The following is a 19,318-nucleotide window of genomic DNA, read 5'->3' as shown; positions in this document are numbered from 1 at the left end:
AAGTATGATGGCCGCACTCCATCGCCCGCGTCCGACCTTAAACCCAGTCTGCCGCTGACGCCGCCTCTCAACACACGATGCATTAACATTACGCCACAGACTGGCCGCACCCGCCAAGCCTGTCGATTGCACAAGGATCGAGAGCACATTGGTCGCGAGCGGTAGGAGCCGAGGGCTTTTTGTCGAGCGGCGGGCTCCTAATCGCTCTCCCTGAAAGGTCGCGATCGACGGATCTGCCATGAGTCCGCCTCGGGATCCATGGACCGCTCCGGCCCTAAATCAGCCATCACTCTGACTGTCCGCCTCCCTCCCGACCACGTCGAGCTCCGTGCCGCTTCGCCTGACCGCAAGAAAATTAGCTGAAAGAGCTCGGAGGCATCGCAAGGAACGTGAGCCGGAGCTTGCAGCACGTCGGCCGCGAAAAATTGATTTTTCCTAGTGCTCGCCCGATCAAGCTCCCCAAACCATCGCTTGTCTCTAACCATCTGATTTCCAGCGTTTCGCCGGCAACCTTTCAAATACGGCCTGCTGGTGAAGACGGTAATGAGGATCGACGATCTGCTCATTGCACTTTCTACAGCTCGTCAGCTTGTCGAAAGCTAAGACTTGCATAGTGGAGGGTGGAAACTGCCTCCGTTGGCACATCGAAATGACATAGGAGAACCCGATGCGCGTTACGAGCTCTAACGCCGCTGGGCACTTTGATGCTGACCTCCATAAGGCCGGCAGCAAAAGCGCCGGCCAAAAAGGATCTCACAAGCCGGGCGAGCAAGAGAATCATGGCCGATCGCCTGATGCAAACATTCCCGCAAACGGCGGCGCCTCCACTCCAGGCGGTAACTCGCATGAAGCCGCTATGCAGCAAGCGTTCAGCGTCGCTCTGGGAGCCGCTGCTCTCCAATTTGCGAACAGTGCAATGAGCCATTTCGACGATGTCATGGCCGAGACAGAGGAGGATTCCTGACGCCGCATCTTGCGACGCTAGGAAATAGGCCGCATGTGGCGGCGAAATTCGAGCACACAGGAGAATAGTATGACTAAAAATGTTGGTGCGTCTCATACCTCAACTGCAGGTGGGGCAGCCGGCACCGCAACTGCTGCAGCCGCTTCCACGGCGGCTGAAGCTGCTGGAGAGGCGGCATTCCAACGGCAAATCGCCGCTCTGACTGCGACCAGCACAAAGGCTGCTGAGAGGGACGTGGAACTTCGCGTCGTCTCGACCGAGCTCTCGACTGTCAAGAAAGCGGCCGACGAGCGGGTGCAGTAAGGGACGAGAGGGGCGACGTCGCCGCCCCATTCCCCGGCTGCTTAGTCTGTGAAGTCGCAACGGGCCGTATGGTTTGCCGTACGGTCCCGTTCGCTGTTCAGGAAACCGACCGTGAATGAACCAAATTGCCCGCATTTCGAAGTGCTGTCGGGCTGTTACTCTGGGCTGAAAAGTAAGGTGGGAAGCGGATCGTGTCTGATTGGCAGCAGCCTCGATGCAGACTTAATCTTCGTCGAACAAAGCCTTGAACCGCACCATCTTCGTGTCACCCCGCATTCCAATGCAATTGGGATCGAGGCCCTTGCGGGGGACGTCAGGATCGAGGGGCACGAGCCAGTTTTACCGAATGAGCCCATTGTTGTCGCTCTTCCTGTCGTTTTGCATGCCGGCGCGATGTCCATTCGCTGGACAATCGAGGACTACAAACAAGCCGGCTCAATCCACCGCCGGCGTATATTGCTCACGGTTCTCGCTTTGATCCTGATCAGCTCTGCCGCGATTGGCGCAGCCTCATCCAGTTTTGTCCAGACCAACACCACTATGGCGTCAAGTCCGCCTTCGCCCGCTTCGGACATTGCACCCAAGTTGGCGCTCAGCGCTCCTGATGCTCTCGCCACCGATGCAGCTGCCGAGCGGCTACAAGAGGAAGTTGATAGAGCAGGCCTTGTCGGCATCAAAATCGGCTCTGGAGCGGGCGTTGTCACTGCCGACGGCACCGTTACACCCGCCTCGGTCGCCACATGGCGAGACGTCCAGCAGCGGTTTGATCACAATAGCAGTGGGGCTTATACGCTCGTCAATGCGGTCGCCATCAAGGATGAGAAGACGCCCCCCACAATTGGGGTCCAGGCTGTTTGGCGCGGGAGCGATCCGTATATTGTCATTGCTGGTCAAAAGTATTTCGTCGGCGCGCTCCTGAGCAATGGATGGACCGTCTACAGGATTGAGGAAGGGCGTGTTCTGCTGAGCCGGGATGGCCGGCTTGCCACTCTACCCTATTAGTGTTTAGGCCGCAGGTAAGGAAGGAAAGTGCCATGACTAGGCTGCCCCCCAATCCCCTCGAGCCTGGCACCTCTTTTCAGGAGCCAAACGTTGATCATCATGCATCTGACAACACTCCGGCTAATTCTCGAGCCAAGTCCATCTGGATTGATCGGACACGTGGGAATGATAACAAGAGCCACACCTCAAATTCTCATCATAGCCACGTGCTGGATCTGTTGGTGGACACCACGATCGAGAGCGCGCTCGAGCTCAGTTCGATCGATGCAGTTTCACGCATCAATCTCGACGAGGCGCGCGCCCCGCCGGGTCAAGTCGAACCGGGCTCGGAACTCGCTTGGCTCAACCAGCCCAACCTCGCGCACAGTCTGCTCTCCTTCGTGACGCCGCGCTTACGTCATTCGCATGTTCTGCGTCCAGAGCAGCATGGCCTTCTTCTGGAGCGTTTGGCTGATACGCTATCAGCCGCGCCCCCAACAGATTTGGCTTCACGTGAAGGGGCCGCGCTTCTGCAACTGGAGCTGCAGCGATTAATCCTGCTCCGACAGAGCCACAACGGCTTGATCAAAGGCTAGTAATGGCGGGATCAGACAAAGTGCAACACTTCACATCTGCACAGCCGCCAATCGCTTCCGAAACCGGCGCTGTCGAGCTGATCTCCGGGCCTGAGCGGGATTTGCTCTGCGTGCTTTCTTATACCCACCTTGCGTCTGGACAAAGCGCCAAGAGCGTGGCTCTGTTACGGCTGGTCGCTCACGAACAGTCTCAAGACATCGACCTGCTCCGCATCCTGGCCTACGCTCTCATTTCGGAGCGTCGCGGTGACGAAGCACTGTCGGTATTGGACAAGCTTGACAAACTGGATGACGAGCCGTCTTCGTGTTTGCCCTTGATGCTGATGCGCAGCCACGCCCTGCGTCACTCTGGCCGCATGACCGAAGCACGAGCCGTCTTCAAACGCTATGTTTCGTTGCGGGGAAGCACAGCTGCAATCGAACAACATTAAGGCTTCTCATGGCCAATCTTCTAAGAAAACTCATCACGCGCGCGCCGGCTCACCCTGATTTGATGGTCGCGTTGATGCTCCTTCTGGCGATCGGAATGATGATCATGCCGATCCCGATCGTTGTGATCGATATGCTGATCGGCTTTAATCTGGGGTTTGCCATATTGCTGTTGATGGTAGCCCTGTATCTCAACACGCCGCTCGACTTTTCGTCCCTGCCGGGCGTCATACTGATCTCTACCGTCTTTCGTCTCGCTCTTACCGTTGCAACGACGCGACTGATCCTAGCCGAGGGTGATGCCGGCAGCATCATCCAAACTTTCGGCGATTTCGTCATATCCGGCAACATCGCCGTCGGCATTGTCATATTTCTGATCGTGACCATGGTGCAGTTCATGGTTCTCGCTAAGGGCGCCGAACGGGTGGCGGAGGTATCGGCACGCTTCACGCTCGATGCGTTGCCCGGCAAGCAGATGGCGATCGACGCAGAGCTGCGCAACGGCCATATCGACCAGCACGAAGCCCGCAGCCGGCGCGGCGCGCTGGAGCGAGAAAGCCAACTACACGGCGCGATGGACGGCGCTATGAAATTCGTGAAAGGCGATGCCATAGCCGGACTCATAGTCATCTGCATCAACATGCTGGGAGGCATCACGATCGGATCGCTCTCCAAGGGCATGTCCCTCGAGGAAGCGATGCATCAATACACGATCCTAACGATCGGTGATGCGCTCATATCGCAGATTCCTGCCCTGCTGCTGTCAATTACCGCCGCAACCATTGTCACTCGTGTCAACGGCCCTTCCAAACTCAATCTAGGCGCCGATATCGTCAGCCAACTTACGGCCAGCACACAAGCGCTACGCTTGGCATCCTGTGTCTTGCTTGTGATGGGGTTCGTTCCTGGGTTCCCTTTGCTCCCCTTTGTCATACTGGCCGCCCTCTTCTCCTCCGCCAGCTTTCTCAAAGTTGGCGTGCAAGAGGGCAAGACCGCTCCCAAGGCCGGCGCTGCTCCTGCCGGTTCGGCTCCCGCTCCCGCACAGGGTCAGAAGCAAGCCGTGCCCGCGGAGGCACTTCCGATTACGCTGTTGCTAGGGCCGAGCCTGATGCAGGCGATCGACATAGCGGAACTGGAGCAGTGCGTCGCTCGGGTTTCGGCGCTGGTTTCAGCTGATCTTGGCATCACAATTCCACGCATTCCCGCCCAAAGCGCAAAGCACCTGGCCCAATCGAAATTCCGGGTGGATGTCGAAGGAGTTCCCGTGGAAGAGGGGGCCATTAACCCTACACAACTCTTGCTTAACGACGACGTGGCAAACATTGATTTGAGCGGGATCCCCTTTTGGCACGACCCAGACACGAATCGGATCTGGATCGAACAACGCCATGCGCCTGCTCTCAAAGCTGCTGGAATAGGGCATCACCGTCCCAGCGAAATCATCGCCCTGCGGGTCCAGTCGACGTTGACACGCTATGCACAGCGCCTGGTGGGCATTCAGGAGACACGTCAGTTGCTTGGCCGGATGGAGCAGGAATATGCCGATCTGGTGAAAGAGGTGCTGCGTACGACACCGATCCCTCGCATCGCGGATGTCCTACGTCGCTTGCTGGACGAGGGCATTCCGATCCGGAACACCCGTCTGGTTTTGGAGGCGCTAGCAGAATGGAGCGAACGCGAGCAAAACACCGTACTGCTCACCGAATATGTGCGCTCCGCGCTGAAGCGACAGATCTGTCACCGCTATGCCAATGCCCATCGTGTTGTGGCGGCCTTTATCGTCGAGCGTGAGACCGAGGATATCGTGCGCAGTGCGGTGCGCGAGACCGCTGTCGGTCCCTACCTCGTTTTGGAAGATCAGCAAAGCGAGATGCTGCTTGCGCAATTTCGTCAGATCCATTTGAGCATCGCACGCAGTCAGAACAAGCCGGTAATCCTGGGCTCAATGGATATCCGGCGCTTCGTCCGCGGCTTTCTCACCCGCAATGGAATAGACCTACCCGTTCTCTCCTATCAGGATCTCGCGTCGGATTTTACCGTCCAGCCGATTGGCTCCGTAAAACTTGCGCCCGGCAAGGACAAGGCTCCTACAGGCGGCCATCGTGACCTCCTCCCTGCGGCTGGCTGACTAGAGTAGGTGTGAGGTCGTGAGATCGCTTATGAATTCACATGAGACTAGCGCTCTGCGCCGCTGGCGTAACTTTCGTCGCCATTCGTGCTTGGCCTTTCTCCCCATGCTTGCCATGGTGTTGCTCGCAGGTTGTGCTGGCTCACACAAGTCCGGTCTTTCACAGCAGCCGACGTCCACGGCAGAGCTGGTCGGGACCAAGGAGGTCGATCCTGCTATGCGCGAGCGCATCGCTCACGCCCTCGGTCGGGATGCTGACGAGAACGCCTTGCGCGATGCGCTGAAGCAACAACCTGACAATGTCGATGCGGCGATTCCTCTTGCGAGGGCCTTGCTGGCACGCAAATGCCCGAATGATGCGATTGAGGTGCTCGACGGCATCTTGTTGGCAGCCCCTGGCGACCTGCGCGCACTGAATGCCAAGGCAGTTGTTCTGGATCACGAGGGCCGGCATCAGGAGGCCCAAGAACTCTACCGCCAAGCTCTCGCTGCAGAGCCCGCAAACCCGATGCTGCGCAATAATTTAAAACTGTCCCTGGCCTTTGAAGGTAAGACGGAGACCCACGGCGCCAACCCAGCACCGCAACAAGACGGGCGGCCCTTCGCGGCGCTGTCTCGAACGAGCCAATGCGGGAGCGGATCGAAATCGTAGCGTCTTGATGCCTTGCTTCAGCATGCCGATGGCTAGGCTTACCATCAGCGCCGAACATTCAATCGGCGCCAGCCCCCGCGACCTCGTCCTAGGGGCGACTTTGGCACAGCGTCGACGAGGGCGAAAGCATCCGCAGAGCTGAGGTGTAGAGCGTTCTATTCGAAGCTCGACGTGAATTCCAGCGCGCCCGCTTGCCGACTGGATCGTTTGGCCAGCATTGCCTTTCATGATCAGGCCTATTCACTAGATGGTGGAGCTTTTTGATCGTCGAGCGCAATCAAGCAGGACGTGCAACAGAACAACTGAAGTATCGCTCGATCTCGGTGATCGCGCGTTCCTCCCACTCTGCAGCTTGCGCTAGCAACGAGTCCCGTTGGATTGGCCGAAATGCGGCGGACTGACGGCACAACGAAGCTATCGCACGATAGCGGCGCACGTCTTCCATAACGGCCGGTCCGGTCATGTGTGGATCTCCTCCTCTGCTATCCTCTCGGGCAAGAACTTGCTCGAAAACTATTTTCGATAGGTTAGCGGTCGGAGTGGAAGCTGTGAATGTCAGCGCAGTGAGCCGGTTGAGCGCGCGGCGCAATCTCCGGTCGCATTTGTTATCCGTCCGCTTCTTTGGAGCGGAGCGTTCTCGATGTCGCTTCGCCGCCGATGTTCCTCCGCCGGTCTTCGACCCGCTCACCTTTCGATCTCGTTCCGCATGATACGATATTCTCGCCTCGGCTTGAACATCTGCATGTCTGCCGTTTGCGTTAGAGACTCCTCTCAGCACCCTCATATCTCAATATTCTTTCAGCAGATTGAGAGATCGGCTGTTGAGGGTCATCTCTCAACGCTCGTCTGCCGAACAGACACCGATCTGATCCATCAACCCTTTGTTGACCCCGATCTATAGCCGGGACAGCGTAGCCCGACTCGATTGCGCTTTCCCGCGCTCGTAGTCCGACGCTACGTAAGATTCGATCGCATCATGCCAATCTAGATAGCGGCGCAATAGACGTGGTGGCGGCGCGCATTCCAGCCGCTTACAAACCTCACGTAGACAACCAGTACAAGTGATTTACTCCCCATCTCGGGCTGCATAGTCATTGCGATCCAAGGACGTCACTCGGTTGATGTTGAAAACGTCCATCGGTCGCAGATCACTTGCGCAGTCGGTTCATTGCCCCTTCTTTCTGCCACGTTCGCAACCAAAGCAGAGCCGCGTCGGTTGCGCATCTTGCGCACGGCATAAGCGAGTGTCTCAGGAGATTTCTATGGTGAAGCCAGTTGTAATTGTGGTAGGTGCGGATAAGGGTGGAGTGGGTAAAACGACCGTATCACGAACGCTACTGGACTACTTCAGCGTCAACAAAGTTCAAACTCGCGCCTTTGACACGGAGTCTCCACGGGGAACGCTGAAGCGCTTCTATCCCGAGATTACCGAGATCGTCGACATGACGACGACGGCGGACCAGATGAAGATATTCGACACGCTGAACGCAGGTCTGTCCGTTACTGTCATTGATGCTCGGGCAGGATTACTATCGTCTGCGCTGGCTTCTTTACGCGACATCGGATTTCTGGACTCGGCGCGGTCTGGCCAGATTACGTTTGCTGTGTTCCATATCCTAGGATCATCTATCGCTTCGCTGGACGAGATCGCGGAAACCGCGACCTTCATGAGCGGCGCAAAGTACTATCTAGTCAAGAACTTCATCAACGACACTCAATTCTTCCAGTGGGATCAAGCGACGTATAATTCGTATTTTCACCGCATCAAACATGCGACGGAGCTGGTAATACCAAAGCTTAACGAGATGGCATATGAGCAGGTGGAAGTCGCATCAGTGCCTTTTGTAGACTTCGTCGCAAACAAGGGGCGCAACGATGAACCTGCGAACAACTCCTTTGTGCTTCGCGGCTATGTCCGTCACTGGCTGGCAAATGTCTGGAGCGAATTTGACCGAATTAACTTGACGGAATTGGCCGGCGCCAAGTCCGGCACCCGAGCCGGCGACAATTAGGCGCATATTCGGTAAGCTTCGGCTGCCCGCGTACGAAACAAAACTGACTTGCTGGCTATGTTAGTGACGCCCATCTACATCATATGCTCTCCTAGCCCGCAGGTCGGTAAAACTCTCATCGCCCGCATTATGAGCGAGTTCTTGTTGCTAAAACACGGCACAGCGCTGTCGATTGATGTCAACTTGAACGAGCCATCGCTGCTCGACTACCTGCCGAACATCACTGAAACCGCGGATCTGATCGACACTTATAGCAAGATGCAGCTGATGGACCCTCTTGTCATCCACGATCGGGTGCCCAAGGTGATCGATCTCGGCTTTCACGCCTTCGATGAGTTCTTCAAGATGTGTGAGGAGATTGGCTTCATGAAGGAGACGGTGCGCCGCTATGTCGCTCCTATGATTCTCTTCGTTTCAGGCGCTGAACGCATTTCTCTTCGCGGTTACGAGATGCTGCGGCGGCGAATTCCGGCCGAGTCGCTGGTCACCATTCACAATGAATTCGTGCTGCGTGGCGGATTATCTGAAGCGATGGACGGCGAACGCATTCTTCGGATTGCCGCGCTTCCGCCGTTCCTTAACAGATATATAGATCGGCTTGGCTTTTCCTTCACTGGTTATCTGCGCAACGAGAAGGACTGGTCTACCGAGCTACATCAGTGGATCCGTCAGAATTACAACATGTTTCGTGACCTAGATGCGAGCGTGATGCTGCGAACGCCCTTTCGATTCCGGGGGACAGATATCGACAGTCTACGTTACACAAGGGCTACTTGAGATCCGATCTGCTCGGCGTCCATTCGTTCTGCCGAGCTCCTACGCTGTCGGAGCTCGATCAGCTGGTTCTCCGGCCCTTGGTTATTTGCTTGCACACCAGTCAATGATGCGCCGCGCAGGAATTATGCAAATCACCCAACCGGAGCGCCGTAAAACGTCATGATCTGCCGAGACTCCTCGCCACAGTCGTGGCGCGATGGTGATATTGAATTTAGCATAAAGCGTGCCGCACGATAACGCTGGCTATGCTTGACACTCCAGGGCCACCACATCCGAGATGACTTCAATTGACGATACACTAAGTGAGATCAGATGGCTGCGGAACGAAATCTGGCGCTGCCGTCGATTACTTAAAAGTGGGCCGCCTGGTGCGGAGCGCATCACCGTTGAGAAGCGTCTGGTTCAACATCTTTTTGCCTTTGAACGGCTTTTGTCGACGGCATTCCCTTTGACCTTGAGTCCTAACGTACAGTCGCCCAAGAGCACTGCCATCGAGCGAGCCGATTGCCCCTGAGCCTGCGATCAAGAGCGCGCAATGCCATCAAGCACACTCACCTCGTAAAGCTGGTCAGGGAAAAAGGGAGCTTCTCTAGCACTGCCTGTACGTTAACCCTGGCAGTCGGGACCGAACTAACTAGTAGCTCGTCACAGAGATTTTGATGGTTGGATATCGAGCCAGGTTAGGATCGCTAAGTTTTCCGGGGACACGAGGATGTGGATGCTTCTGGGATCGCCGGCTTGACGCCGATGGATGACGTCTATTTCGTTCGACGGCAACAGTCAGGACCGAAAGCGGGCTGACGCAGCAGTGGCGCTGCATGTGATGGCAAGGCCGAATCCTCCTGCATGATCGGCTCAGGTACTTCTTGAAACGAGGTAACCGCTCAACCTGCAAGCCGATCGTAGTGACGTCGACTTGATATCGGCAAACCCTCGTATAGTTCACTCCCTCTTTCTTTATACCGTTCACGCCCCTCCATATAATTGAAGATCGGTGCCGAGCCAACTATTGGAGCATAGCTTCTAGTTGGTAATTGCCTCCACGACGATCGGGCGAATCGATCTTGAATGATCAAAGCTGCAGCAGCGAATAATTTAACATTGCGAAATTTGACCGGACCGACTGCGCCTGGAGCGCCAGGGGCGAACGATCGCGATCTAGCTTTGGATTTCGTCAAAGGAGTGCTGATCATTTTGGTGATTGTCGGTCACCTCATCCAGTACATCCTTTACCGAGATGAAGCCTTCTGGGACTCGCTATGCTTCAAATGGATCTATATGTTCCACATGCCTCTCTTTATGGCGATAAGCGGATTTCTGGTTTGTCGTACGCTGTTGCGGAAATCGTTGGCGCAGGCCGTCGGCGATCGGGCAATGCAGCTGTTGCTGCCCGTGCTGTTTTGGGGCGCTCTCCTGGAAACAGCAAAGTTGGCTGTGCTTCCCCGCGTGCCTGACGCTTCGGGCTACATTTTGCCATTGCTATACGATATCACCGGCACGTACTGGTTCATTTGGGCCGCGTTCGTTTGTTTTCTTCTCGTTAAGCTTCTTTTGACCTTCGATCATTGCTCGCCTTGGAGCTTGTTCGTATCAGTCGTAGCGGTCGGCCTTGTGCCGCTGACATTCTCCATATTTCCTCTTATAAAGTATACTTACCCGTTTTTCTGCCTGGGCTTCTCATTTGGCCAGTCGAGAGACCGCTGGACGAGCATAAGAGGCCGTTGCAAGCTGCTCTTAATCGCGTCTCTCTGCACGGCGGCGCTGGCGTGCTTTCTATCCTGGGAGAAGGCAACGTACGTCTACAACAATCTCGCCTTGGTTCGAGATATGATGTCGGCGAAGAACGTACTCCTGATGCTTTTTGGATCTGCGGCAGCCTCAGCGATCATGATTGAGCTCTTCATACAATGCTGGAGATTTGGCCGCTCAAATCGAGTCGTCCGCTTTATCGCAATTGAAATGGGACAGAGCACGCTTGTTCTGTACTTAATTCAAGGTACGGTATTTCGCCTCATGGATTCAATCCAGTACGCAGAGTCTTCGGAAATCACAAACAGGTTGGCCGAGGCGGGAATTCTAGGGGGAGCGATTGTTCTCGTCACGCTGTTGGTGCGCCGAACCGTACGCGACATTCCATATCTTTCTCAGCTCATTCTGGGAGCTTCACCCCGCGCCTTTCAACCAGCAGGTCGGCGCGCGCCTAAGTAGAGCTGTGGCCCTAGTCCGGTCGTAAGCCCTCTAGATCATCGGCGCGCCGCGTCTCGGTTCGCTCTTCGCAGCCTCCACCGTCCGTCCGAATCGCTCTGCACCGGGACTATGACGGACTGCGTGTGACGGCGATCAGATTATCTCCGCCAGCCCGTTTGGGATCCACGAGGACCTCGATGCTACGGGTGTCCTTTGCTTTCCCATGAGATCGGCTCGTTCCAATCTCGGCACCATTTGGTGGATCGAAGGCGCGTCGACGCGGAAATAATCCTGCATTGCACTTTCGCCGGGGATCTGCAGTGCAGAGCGTATAAAGGCGGATGGAGGCAAGGTACTGCCGCTGTTTGATGTGGATGCGGATTCCGATCGATGTCGCCCAGGATTGAACGAACCCGCTGCGCGGGAGTGAGGGCAAGCCTGGTGAACTGAGGTGCCCTGTCTGAGAGGATGTTGGTCTTCGCACCACCCCTCTCAAGACAGGAGACCCAGATGGCTACGATGAGCCCTCTTCGCCAGCGCATGATCGAGGACATGACGGTCCGCAATCTGTCGCCGTCGACTCAGCAATCCTATATCTATGCGATCGCAAAGTTTAGCCGACATTTCGGCTGCGCTCCGGACCGGCTGAGCTTCGAGCAGGTCCGCGTCTACCAACTGCATCTTATCAGTCAAAAGCGTTCGTGGTCCCACATCAATCAGGTGGCCTGCGCGCTGCGGTTCTTCTACGGCGTGACCCTCGGGCAGAGGGAGGCATTCGAACGGATCATCGGTGGCCAGAAGCCCGACAAGCTCCCGCTGGTCCTCAGTGCCGAAGAGATCGGGCGCTTTCTGGACGCGGTTACGGGATTGCGCAACCGCGTCGCGCTGGCGACGGCTTATGCGGCAGGCCTACGGGTTAGCGAGGTCGTACGCCTGAAGGTGAGCTCGATCGACAGCAAGCGAATGTTGATCCACGTCGAGAACGGCAAGGGCGGGAGGGATCGTTACGCGATGCTTTCGCCGCGGCTGCTGGACGTTCTGCGTGCCTACTGGATGCGAGCACGGCCAGGGATGTGGCTATTTCCAGGCCAAGACCCAGGTGAACATATCAGCGTCCGCGGCGTGCAGGCAGCCTGCCGGGCCGCCCGGCGCCGCGCTCGGATTGCCAAGCCGATCACCGTCCACACTCTCCGGCACTCGTTTGCGACCCATCTTCTGGAAAACGGGATCGACATCCGCATCATTCAAGTGTTGCTCGGACATGCCGACCTCGGATCGACCGCGCGCTACGCACAGGTCGCGACCAATCTGCTCGCCCGCACGACCAGCCCATTCGATGGGCTCTGCATCACGGTGATCCCTCCCGACTGAGCCGCGCATATGCGCCCCGTGCTTGAGGTGGCCGACATCTTCCGCCGCCACGGTGTCGCGTTCCGTGCCGCGCAGGGCCCTCGGCTCTCGTCCGACCAGCGCCGTGTAATTGCAGCCATCGAGGCGTGCCGCACAGCGACGCTCGGCGGCCATGTCGAGCGGTGCGACGACTGCGGCCTGGTTCGCGTCGCCTACAACAGCTGTCGCGATCGGCACTGTCCAAAGTGCCAAGCGCTCGCGCGCGCCCAATGGCTCGCCGATCGCCAGGCCGACCTGCTGCCGGTGCCCTATTTCCATGTCGTGTTTGCCGTGCCAGCGCCCGTGGCCGCCATCGCGCTGCAGAACAAGGCTGTGATCTACGACATCCTGCTCAAGGCGGCAGCGAGACGATCCGTCTCATCAGCGCCGACCCGAAGCATCTCGGTGCCGAGCCCGGGGTGATCGCCATTCTCCATACCTGGGGCCAGGCCCTGACGCATCATCCGCATGGCCATTGCCTCGTGCCAGGCGGCGGGATCGCACCTGATGGAAGCTGGATACATTGTCGCCCTGGCTTCTTCCTTCCCGTTCGCATCCTCTCACGATTATATCGTCGGCTATTCCTGGAGCGCCTCCAGGCGGCGTTCGATAGCACCAAGCTTCAGTTCTTCGGCCACCTCGCGCACCTCGTCGAACCAGCGGCATTCGCCCGCCATCTAAACCCCCTTCGCAAGATCGAGTGGGTCGTCTACGCCAAGCGTCCCTTTGGCGGGCCTGAGCAGGTTCTGGCCTATCTCGGGCGCTACACCCATCGCGTTGCGATCGCCAACGGACGGCTCCTTACCTGTGAGCAGGGCCGAGTCCGCTTCCGGTGGAAGGATTATCGCGCCGGCAACAAATCCAAGGTGATGACGCTCGATACTGAGGAGTTCATTCGTCGCTTTCTGCTCCACGTTTTACCGAAGGGGTTCCGCCGCATCCGTCATTTTGGGTTCCTGGCGAACGCCTGCCGCGCCGCCAAACTCGCGCGGATCCGAGCGGCGCTTGCGGCGCAGGAGCCACCTCCACGTGCCGAAGCTGTCGACTATCGCGAGCGCTGCGCCATCCTCACCGGTCACCGCCTCGATTTGTGCCCCGTCTGCGGAGGCCGCATGGTCGAGATTGGGCTTGTGCCGCGTGCGCCAACGCAGCGACGCGCAACACCTCGCTGCGATACATCATGACCAACCACCTCAACTTGTTCGCTCCCGTTGCATGCATCGTCATGCCGACGTTCTCCGTCGGACCGGTCAAGCACGCTCACAACGCTTGGCGAAAGGGCTGGCGTCGGCCGCCCATGCATGACCCGCGGCTCGCCGCTATCGACGGCGGTATCCTTTGCTGCCAATCTCAACAACAATCGGCGGCCTCGCTCGTCCGCGGGCTCAGTATCGGATCAACCGCGCCTACCGGCTCCTGCATCGAGCGCCCATAGGTCCGCGCTCACAAGACGCGGCTTCGTTCAATCCGGCTTCAAACAGGTCCCGCGCAGCGCTTGCGGTGAGATCTGTGACGCGGGACCTATTTGAACCCTCCAGGATTCCGAGATGATCTCGCCCACCATTCCGATTTGAAGTCGCCCACCCGTTCCGAGATGATGTCGCCCGGGTGACGAGGCCTCTTCTGGCTCCCATAGGGTCAACCTTTCGGTTTTGCGAAGGGGGACCCTGGATGCCGACGGAGAGGCTTGCGATGCGCCATGTGCGCGATGTGATCAGGATGAAGGCGGCTGGGCTGCCGAGCCGCGAGATTGCTCGGCGGATGGGCGCGGCGCCCTCGACAGTGCGGCTGACCATCCGGCGGTTCGAGGCCGCAGGCCTGAGCTGGCCGTTGCCCGACGAACTCACGGACGCGGCCCTGGAGGCCCGCCTGTTCGCCAAGACCGGCAACGGCAACCGGCAGGGTCATCGCCGCATCGCCGAGCCCGACTGGGCGGCGGTGCACCGCGAGCTCAAGCGCAAGCACGTGACGTTGTCGATCCTGTGGGAGGAGTACATCGGTGCCGAGCCCGGCGGATACCGGTACTCGCGCTTCTGCGAGCTTTACCGCGCCTGGGAGGGACGCCTGTCGGTGACGATGCGCCAAGCGCACGCGGCCGGCGACAAGCTGTTCGTCGACTACGCGGGCGACGGCATGCCGGTGGTGGTCGACCGCCTCACCGGCGAGCGGAGGACGGCGCAGATCTTCGTCGCCGTGCTCGGCGCCTCGAGCTTCACCTACGCGCAAGCGACGTGGACGCAGGGGCTCGCCGACTGGATCAGCGCCCATGTTGGCGCCTTCGCGGCGATCGGCGGCGTCCCGGCGCTCTTGGTGCCTGACAACACCAAAGTCGCAGTCATCAAGGCGAGCCTCTACGACCCGCAGATCAATCGCACCTATGCGGAGATGGCCGCGCATTACGGCACGGCCGTCTTGCCGGCGCGACCTCGCAAGCCGCGCGACAAGGCCAAGGTCGAGCAGGCCGTCCTCATCATCGAGCGCTGGCTGCTCGGCCGCCTGCGCCACCGCGTCTTCTACAGCCTCGCCGAGGTCAACGCAGCGATCGGCGAGTTGCTCACCAGGCTCAACGAGGAGCGGCCGATCCGGCGGCTCGGCGTGACGCGCCGCCGGCTGCTCGAGGAGATCGACCGGCCGGCGCTCAAGCCGTTGCCGGCGAGCCCCTACGTGCTCGCCGAATGGCGGATCCGCCGCGTCAGCCTCGACTACCACGTCGAGGTGGAGAAGCATTATTACAGCGTTCCGCATCGCTTCGCGCGTGCCGAGGTCGAGGTGCGGTTCACCGCCCGCACCGTCGAGATCTTCCACAAAGGCGAGCGGATCGCCGCGCATCAGCGCATGAGTGGCAATCACAAGCACACCACCGTGCCGGAGCACATGGCCTCCAGCCATCGGCGCTACGCCGGCTGGACTATCGGGCGTATCCGTCAGGACGCCGCCGCGATCGGGCCGGCAACCAGCGCATTGTGCGACCTCATTCTCGACGAGCGCTCGCACCCCGAACAAGGCTTCCGCGCCTGCCTCGGCATCCTCAGGCTCGCCGCCTCCTATGGGCGCGAACGGCTGGACGCGGCGGCTGCGCGCGCGATCGACATCGGCGCGCGCACCTATGGCTCGGTCAAGTCGATCCTCGCCAACAATCTCGATCGGCGTCCCGCTCACCAGCGCTCCGCGGACGATGCGCCGATCCTGCATGCCAACATCCGCGGACCGCGCTACTACAATTAGGAGACCGTCCCTTGCTCACCCATCCGACCCTCGACCGCCTCAACGCCCTCGGCCTCCACGGCATGGCCAAGGCCTTCGCCGACATCGAAGCCGCCGGTGAGGCTGGCAGCCTCGGTCACGCCGAATGGCTTGCCCTGCTGCTCGAACGTGAAGCCTCGCTGCGGCACGACAAACGCCTCGCCACTCGCCTGCGCTACGCCAAGCTGCGCCAGCAGGCATGCGTCGAGGACATCGACTATCGTACCCCGCGCGGTCTCGACCGCCCGCTGTTCGCCAAGCTTGTCGAGGGCCGTTGGATCGACGACCACGTCAATCTCCTGATCTGCGGACCGGCAGGCGTCGGCAAGAGTTGGCTCGCCTCGGCGCTCGGCCACAAGGCCTGTCGCGACAATCGCTCCGTGCTCTATCAGCGCGTCCCGCGCCTGTTCGACGATCTGGCGCTCGCCCGCGGCGACGGTCGTCACCCACGCCTGTTGCGCGGCCTTGGCCGTGTCGATCTGCTGATCCTCGATGATTGGGGGCTCGAGCCGCTCGATGCCGGCGCCCGTCACGACCTCCTGGAAATCCTCGAAGATCGCTACGGTCATCGCTCCACCATCGTCACCAGCCAGCTCCCCGTGGACCAGTGGCATCTGCTCATTGGAGATCCCACCTATGCCGACGCCGTGCTCGATCGCCTCGTCCACAACGCCCATCGGCTCGACCTCACCGGTGAGAGCCTGCGCCGAACCCGGCAATCCGCCCGAAACACCTGAGCGCTGTGGACATGCCGCTGCGCTTGGACAACGCAATCGCGTTGCCCACATGCCCACAGCAACCGCACAAGAAGAAAAAAGGTTGAAGTCGCGATTCCAGATTGACCGCGCGGCTTGACCGATGCCAGAGAACCAGCCGGCCAGAACGCCTCGCCGCTGGGCGAGATCAAATCGGAAAGGTGGGCGACATCGTCTCGGAATCCACGGGCGACTTCATATCGGTACGCCTGGGCGACTTCGTCGGAATCCGCAATGTGGAGGCTTTTGCCGGGGGCCTCGCACCGGCTATCCCGATTTTAGTTGTTTGTGCCTGCCCAGGGGCCAAGCATGAATGTACGTTACCGAGCCGAGCTCAGCCAGGTCGAGCGTGATGGACTTTGGCGGCTCTTAGCGGCAGCAAGCATGTCTCGCAAACTCAAGCGCGCCAGACTTTGCTGGCTGCCGATGCGCGGGGCTGGCGACGTGGAGATCGCGAAGAACGTGGGCGTAGGCGGCTCGACCGTGTACCGGATCAGGGGCCCTTTTGTGGAGCGCAATCTGGAATTGGCGCTGAATGAGGACGTGCCCCGCGGCGGACCGCACGCTCACGGACAAGGAGGAAGCCTCGCTGTTGGCAGCTGCTTGTGGGCCCCTCCAAAGGGCGTCCCCGCTGGACGCTCGATTTGCCCGCAGGTGCACTCGTCAAGCTCACCCAAGAAAAAAGGCCGTCGCACGAGAAAGTCCACGAGGTCTGGCAGAGAATGACGGTACGGTACGCCTAGGCGCAAGGACATGGGTGCATTCCGCAGGTTGATGGCGAATACGTCGCCCGCATGGAGGACGTGCTCAATCTCTAGCGGACCCAGCGGCGAGCCAGTCAGGTATGCATCAGCCGTGCAGCAAAACCGCGGCACGATAGCTGTTCTAATTCCGGCTGGACATAGATGTATGACATCTTGGTCAAATAGATGTGGGGAGCAGATCGTCCCATATCGGTCGTCTGAGGATTTCCGTGCACGAGACCATCGTCATGGCAGTTTGTTCCCCACTACCGTGGTCGAGACCAATTGATGCACGGAGCTCAGTCCTCCAGTTGATGAGTCGTGGCTGGACAGGGCGCCGACTCCAGACAGATCATCTTTCAATACCAAGCTGGCCAAACTCCGGCGACCATCGTCTGAATTCCTCAGTGACGGTCGACTTTTGCAATTGCCGCCCGGACTGTTTCCTCCCTCGATGGAGGACGAGCGGAAGCTTGTTGATACGCCGTACCGGTCCATCACTTTTCTCTGCCGCGGCCGGAACCATGCGGCGACATTTATCTCGCAAGTTCTCGAAATTGTCTCTAAGGCAGAAAATGGCTACGTCCTCATCGCCACGCTGTGTAAATTGGCCACAGAAGCGCGTCACTTCTGATCTGCACGAGGTCAAGACCTGCTCAGCCCGACCGTCTCGCGCATCTGCCCGTCCTATCCACCATGATGCTGCGATCACTATCACAGCAAGGGCGACCACACGCGGATGTGCATCGCAGACGCGGCTCGTTCGTAGCTCTTGATCCACGCATCCTGTTCTAGGCCGCATGTCCTTCACTGTACTTATTTCTCCCCAAGCATGTTCAGTTCACCGGATTGGCCGCGTCTGCGGCCGTCTCGCTGTGCGGCAAGCAACTCCTGGTTAAGGCCTCTGGAATCATCGTCGACAAGCGCAACACGGTCGTTGGCAAGAGGGCGGCACAACCTGGTCAGCACGCTTGTGGGGCGATGCTCGCTTCGAACATCGCGCTCTCCTATGTAAGGCGTACAACCTGACGCTACGATCGATTCAAGCCTTTTTTGGCTTTCGGCAATTGTAAATATATTCTTAGAGCCCCCCTTGGGGGGCGGTACAATGAATCTCCAACGACTACAGGCTTGACGGCCTGCTCTCGTTTACGAAAGTCCCGATTTTCCTGGATGGCGCTTCGCCTATTGCGGGGTGAGGGTGCAAAGGGCATCCATTGACCGGAGCAGTGACAAGCTGCGTCTACACAGCACGCGCAGCAGTACCGGCGGAGCTCCATCTCCAATAGAACGGCGGTAGATCAACCTCACTTTCATCACGTAGTCTTACACCTGCGGTTGGCGACGCGAGCGTCTAAAGCCCTACAGCGGGTTGCGGCGGGTGAAGGCTGCAGGCGAGAGCGTTAAGGCGTCGTTCGAGTTAGTTCCGCCGATACTCCAACAAACGGCACGCGAATTGCTCGCGTAAACGGTCGAGCAGATTCGCGGGGGTAAGTAGTCGCCGCTGCGCTGGAGTCCGAATGAGACTTATCCGATTCATCCTGCTGGACTTAGCTTTGACCCTCCTCGCACCCGAGAATGCGGAGGGCATGACTATCGCTCCCAACCCAAGTGTCAAATCAGCTACTGAAGCCCAGGGATCCTTGATTAGCCCGCGATGTCGCACCGCCTCAAGCTGGCGCTATCGAACGCAACTAAGCGGCGACAATAATATCCCAATTGAGATAGACAATTATCTATGCGGCAATCCACTAGGAACGCTGAAGCCGGCGACATTGCATGTTGTCGAATTCCTAGCAGCCTTTCTTGGACTCAGCGCATTTGCGCTTTATTATTTAGTGAAGCTCCACGACAAACACAAAGGTGGAGGATCTAGCTAATCTTTTTCAGCGGAACTGATGTCGCTCAGCCTGCTGAAGACGGCAAATCTGCTGTTGAACAATGTCAGCGAGCGTCTGCGGGGCGCGAGAACTGGCGGTTTTGACGCAAGCCTTATCAGGCCAGATCAACGCTTGTACGCGAACATCTCAGGCGCTCGCGGCAAAGCTAGACTTTCTCACCGGTCAGTGCGCTGTCCGCAACCAACGACTTGTTGGGTTTAGCAAAGAAAGCGATTGGCTACGTAAGGGCGCTGATTGAGGCGCCCAGCGCGAGCATGC

General features: G+C 58.6%; 14 protein-coding genes and 1 pseudogene. 14 read left to right on the top strand and 1 reads right to left on the bottom strand.

Annotated elements, in window-relative coordinates:
- Nucleotides 1-667: 667 nt before the first annotated feature.
- From BM222_RS28950 to BM222_RS28920, 6 genes are all read left to right on the top strand, one after another.
- Nucleotides 668-964: a hypothetical protein gene (locus tag BM222_RS28950; protein ID WP_092235757.1), complete on the top strand. Its 297-nt coding sequence runs from the start codon at nucleotides 668-670 to the stop codon at nucleotides 962-964.
- A 414-nt stretch (nucleotides 965-1,378) separates the two neighbouring features.
- Nucleotides 1,379-2,269 (top strand): SctD/MshK family protein, encoded by an 891-nt coding sequence (locus BM222_RS28940; RefSeq protein ID WP_092235749.1) that lies wholly within the window; start codon nucleotides 1,379-1,381, stop codon nucleotides 2,267-2,269.
- 221 nt (nucleotides 2,270-2,490) lie between these two features.
- Nucleotides 2,491-2,844 carry a hypothetical protein gene (locus BM222_RS28935; RefSeq protein WP_244547285.1) on the top strand — a complete coding sequence of 118 codons (354 nt, stop codon included), beginning with the start codon at nucleotides 2,491-2,493 and terminating at the stop codon, nucleotides 2,842-2,844.
- A gap of 20 nt (nucleotides 2,845-2,864) precedes the next feature.
- The gene (gene sctY, locus BM222_RS28930) at nucleotides 2,865-3,275 is read left to right on the top strand and encodes a type III secretion apparatus assembly chaperone SctY (protein WP_244547284.1); all 411 of its coding nucleotides are present in this window, start codon (nucleotides 2,865-2,867) and stop codon (nucleotides 3,273-3,275) included.
- Nucleotides 3,276-3,283: 8 nt separating this feature from the next.
- Nucleotides 3,284-5,401, top strand: a complete 2,118-nt coding sequence (sctV, locus tag BM222_RS28925) for a type III secretion system export apparatus subunit SctV (RefSeq protein WP_092235743.1) — start codon at nucleotides 3,284-3,286, stop codon at nucleotides 5,399-5,401.
- Nucleotides 5,402-5,618: 217 nt separating this feature from the next.
- Nucleotides 5,619-6,053 carry a tetratricopeptide repeat protein gene (locus tag BM222_RS28920; RefSeq protein ID WP_244547283.1) on the top strand — a complete coding sequence of 145 codons (435 nt, stop codon included), beginning with the start codon at nucleotides 5,619-5,621 and terminating at the stop codon, nucleotides 6,051-6,053.
- A 277-nt stretch (nucleotides 6,054-6,330) separates the two neighbouring features.
- On the opposite strand, the gene BM222_RS42325 is transcribed toward BM222_RS28920, so the two are convergent.
- Nucleotides 6,331-6,516: a hypothetical protein gene (locus tag BM222_RS42325; RefSeq protein WP_092235737.1), complete on the bottom strand. Its 186-nt coding sequence runs from the start codon at nucleotides 6,514-6,516 to the stop codon at nucleotides 6,331-6,333.
- 799 nt (nucleotides 6,517-7,315) lie between these two features.
- On the opposite strand from BM222_RS42325, the gene BM222_RS28910 reads away from it, so the two are divergent.
- From BM222_RS28910 to BM222_RS40350, 8 genes and pseudogenes are all read left to right on the top strand, one after another.
- Nucleotides 7,316-8,065, top strand: a complete 750-nt coding sequence (locus BM222_RS28910; protein ID WP_092235734.1) for a P-loop NTPase family protein — start codon at nucleotides 7,316-7,318, stop codon at nucleotides 8,063-8,065.
- Between the two features lie 57 nt (nucleotides 8,066-8,122).
- Nucleotides 8,123-8,842: a hypothetical protein gene (locus BM222_RS28905; RefSeq protein WP_092235727.1), complete on the top strand. Its 720-nt coding sequence runs from the start codon at nucleotides 8,123-8,125 to the stop codon at nucleotides 8,840-8,842.
- 1,068 nt (nucleotides 8,843-9,910) lie between these two features.
- A complete protein-coding gene (gene nolL, locus BM222_RS28895) occupies nucleotides 9,911-11,050 on the top strand; it encodes a nodulation factor fucose acetyltransferase NolL (RefSeq protein ID WP_177243534.1) in 1,140 nt (379 codons plus the stop codon).
- Between the two features lie 489 nt (nucleotides 11,051-11,539).
- A complete protein-coding gene (locus tag BM222_RS28890) occupies nucleotides 11,540-12,400 on the top strand; it encodes a tyrosine-type recombinase/integrase (protein WP_092235721.1) in 861 nt (286 codons plus the stop codon).
- 9 nt (nucleotides 12,401-12,409) lie between these two features.
- Nucleotides 12,410-13,602 (top strand): annotated as a pseudogene (locus tag BM222_RS28885) (IS91 family transposase).
- Nucleotides 13,603-14,110: 508 nt separating this feature from the next.
- Nucleotides 14,111-15,643, top strand: coding sequence for an IS21 family transposase (gene istA / locus BM222_RS28880; RefSeq protein ID WP_177243538.1), 1,533 nt, complete (start codon nucleotides 14,111-14,113; stop codon nucleotides 15,641-15,643).
- Nucleotides 15,644-15,654: 11 nt separating this feature from the next.
- A complete protein-coding gene (istB, locus tag BM222_RS28875; RefSeq protein WP_092235715.1) occupies nucleotides 15,655-16,398 on the top strand; it encodes an IS21-like element helper ATPase IstB in 744 nt (247 codons plus the stop codon).
- A 2,281-nt stretch (nucleotides 16,399-18,679) separates the two neighbouring features.
- Nucleotides 18,680-19,039: a hypothetical protein gene (locus tag BM222_RS40350; protein ID WP_143106079.1), complete on the top strand. Its 360-nt coding sequence runs from the start codon at nucleotides 18,680-18,682 to the stop codon at nucleotides 19,037-19,039.
- Nucleotides 19,040-19,318: the final 279 nt, after the last annotated feature.

This window comes from Bradyrhizobium sp. Gha, assembly GCF_900113735.1.
GTDB lineage: Bacteria > Pseudomonadota > Alphaproteobacteria > Rhizobiales > Xanthobacteraceae > Bradyrhizobium.
The sequence above is the reverse complement of the archived record's forward strand: the minus strand, read 5'-3'. Positions and strand labels throughout refer to the sequence as shown.

What these genes read in the sequence shown, in the direction of transcription:
- BM222_RS28950 (WP_092235757.1), top strand. Translation starts at nt 668, where the DNA reads ATGCGCGTTACGAGCTCTAACGCCGCTGGGCACTTTGATGCTGACCTC.
- sctV (WP_092235743.1), top strand. Translation starts at nt 3,284, where the DNA reads ATGGCCAATCTTCTAAGAAAACTCATCACGCGCGCGCCGGCTCACCCT.
- BM222_RS28920 (WP_244547283.1), top strand. Translation starts at nt 5,619, where the DNA reads ATGCGCGAGCGCATCGCTCACGCCCTCGGTCGGGATGCTGACGAGAAC.
- BM222_RS42325 (WP_092235737.1), bottom strand. Translation starts at nt 6,516, where the DNA reads ATGACCGGACCGGCCGTTATGGAAGACGTGCGCCGCTATCGTGCGATA.
- BM222_RS28910 (WP_092235734.1), top strand. Translation starts at nt 7,316, where the DNA reads ATGGTGAAGCCAGTTGTAATTGTGGTAGGTGCGGATAAGGGTGGAGTG.
- BM222_RS28905 (WP_092235727.1), top strand. Translation starts at nt 8,123, where the DNA reads ATGTTAGTGACGCCCATCTACATCATATGCTCTCCTAGCCCGCAGGTC.
- nolL (WP_177243534.1), top strand. Translation starts at nt 9,911, where the DNA reads ATGATCAAAGCTGCAGCAGCGAATAATTTAACATTGCGAAATTTGACC.
- BM222_RS28890 (WP_092235721.1), top strand. Translation starts at nt 11,540, where the DNA reads ATGGCTACGATGAGCCCTCTTCGCCAGCGCATGATCGAGGACATGACG.
- istA (WP_177243538.1), top strand. Translation starts at nt 14,111, where the DNA reads ATGCGCCATGTGCGCGATGTGATCAGGATGAAGGCGGCTGGGCTGCCG.
- BM222_RS40350 (WP_143106079.1), top strand. Translation starts at nt 18,680, where the DNA reads ATGAGACTTATCCGATTCATCCTGCTGGACTTAGCTTTGACCCTCCTC.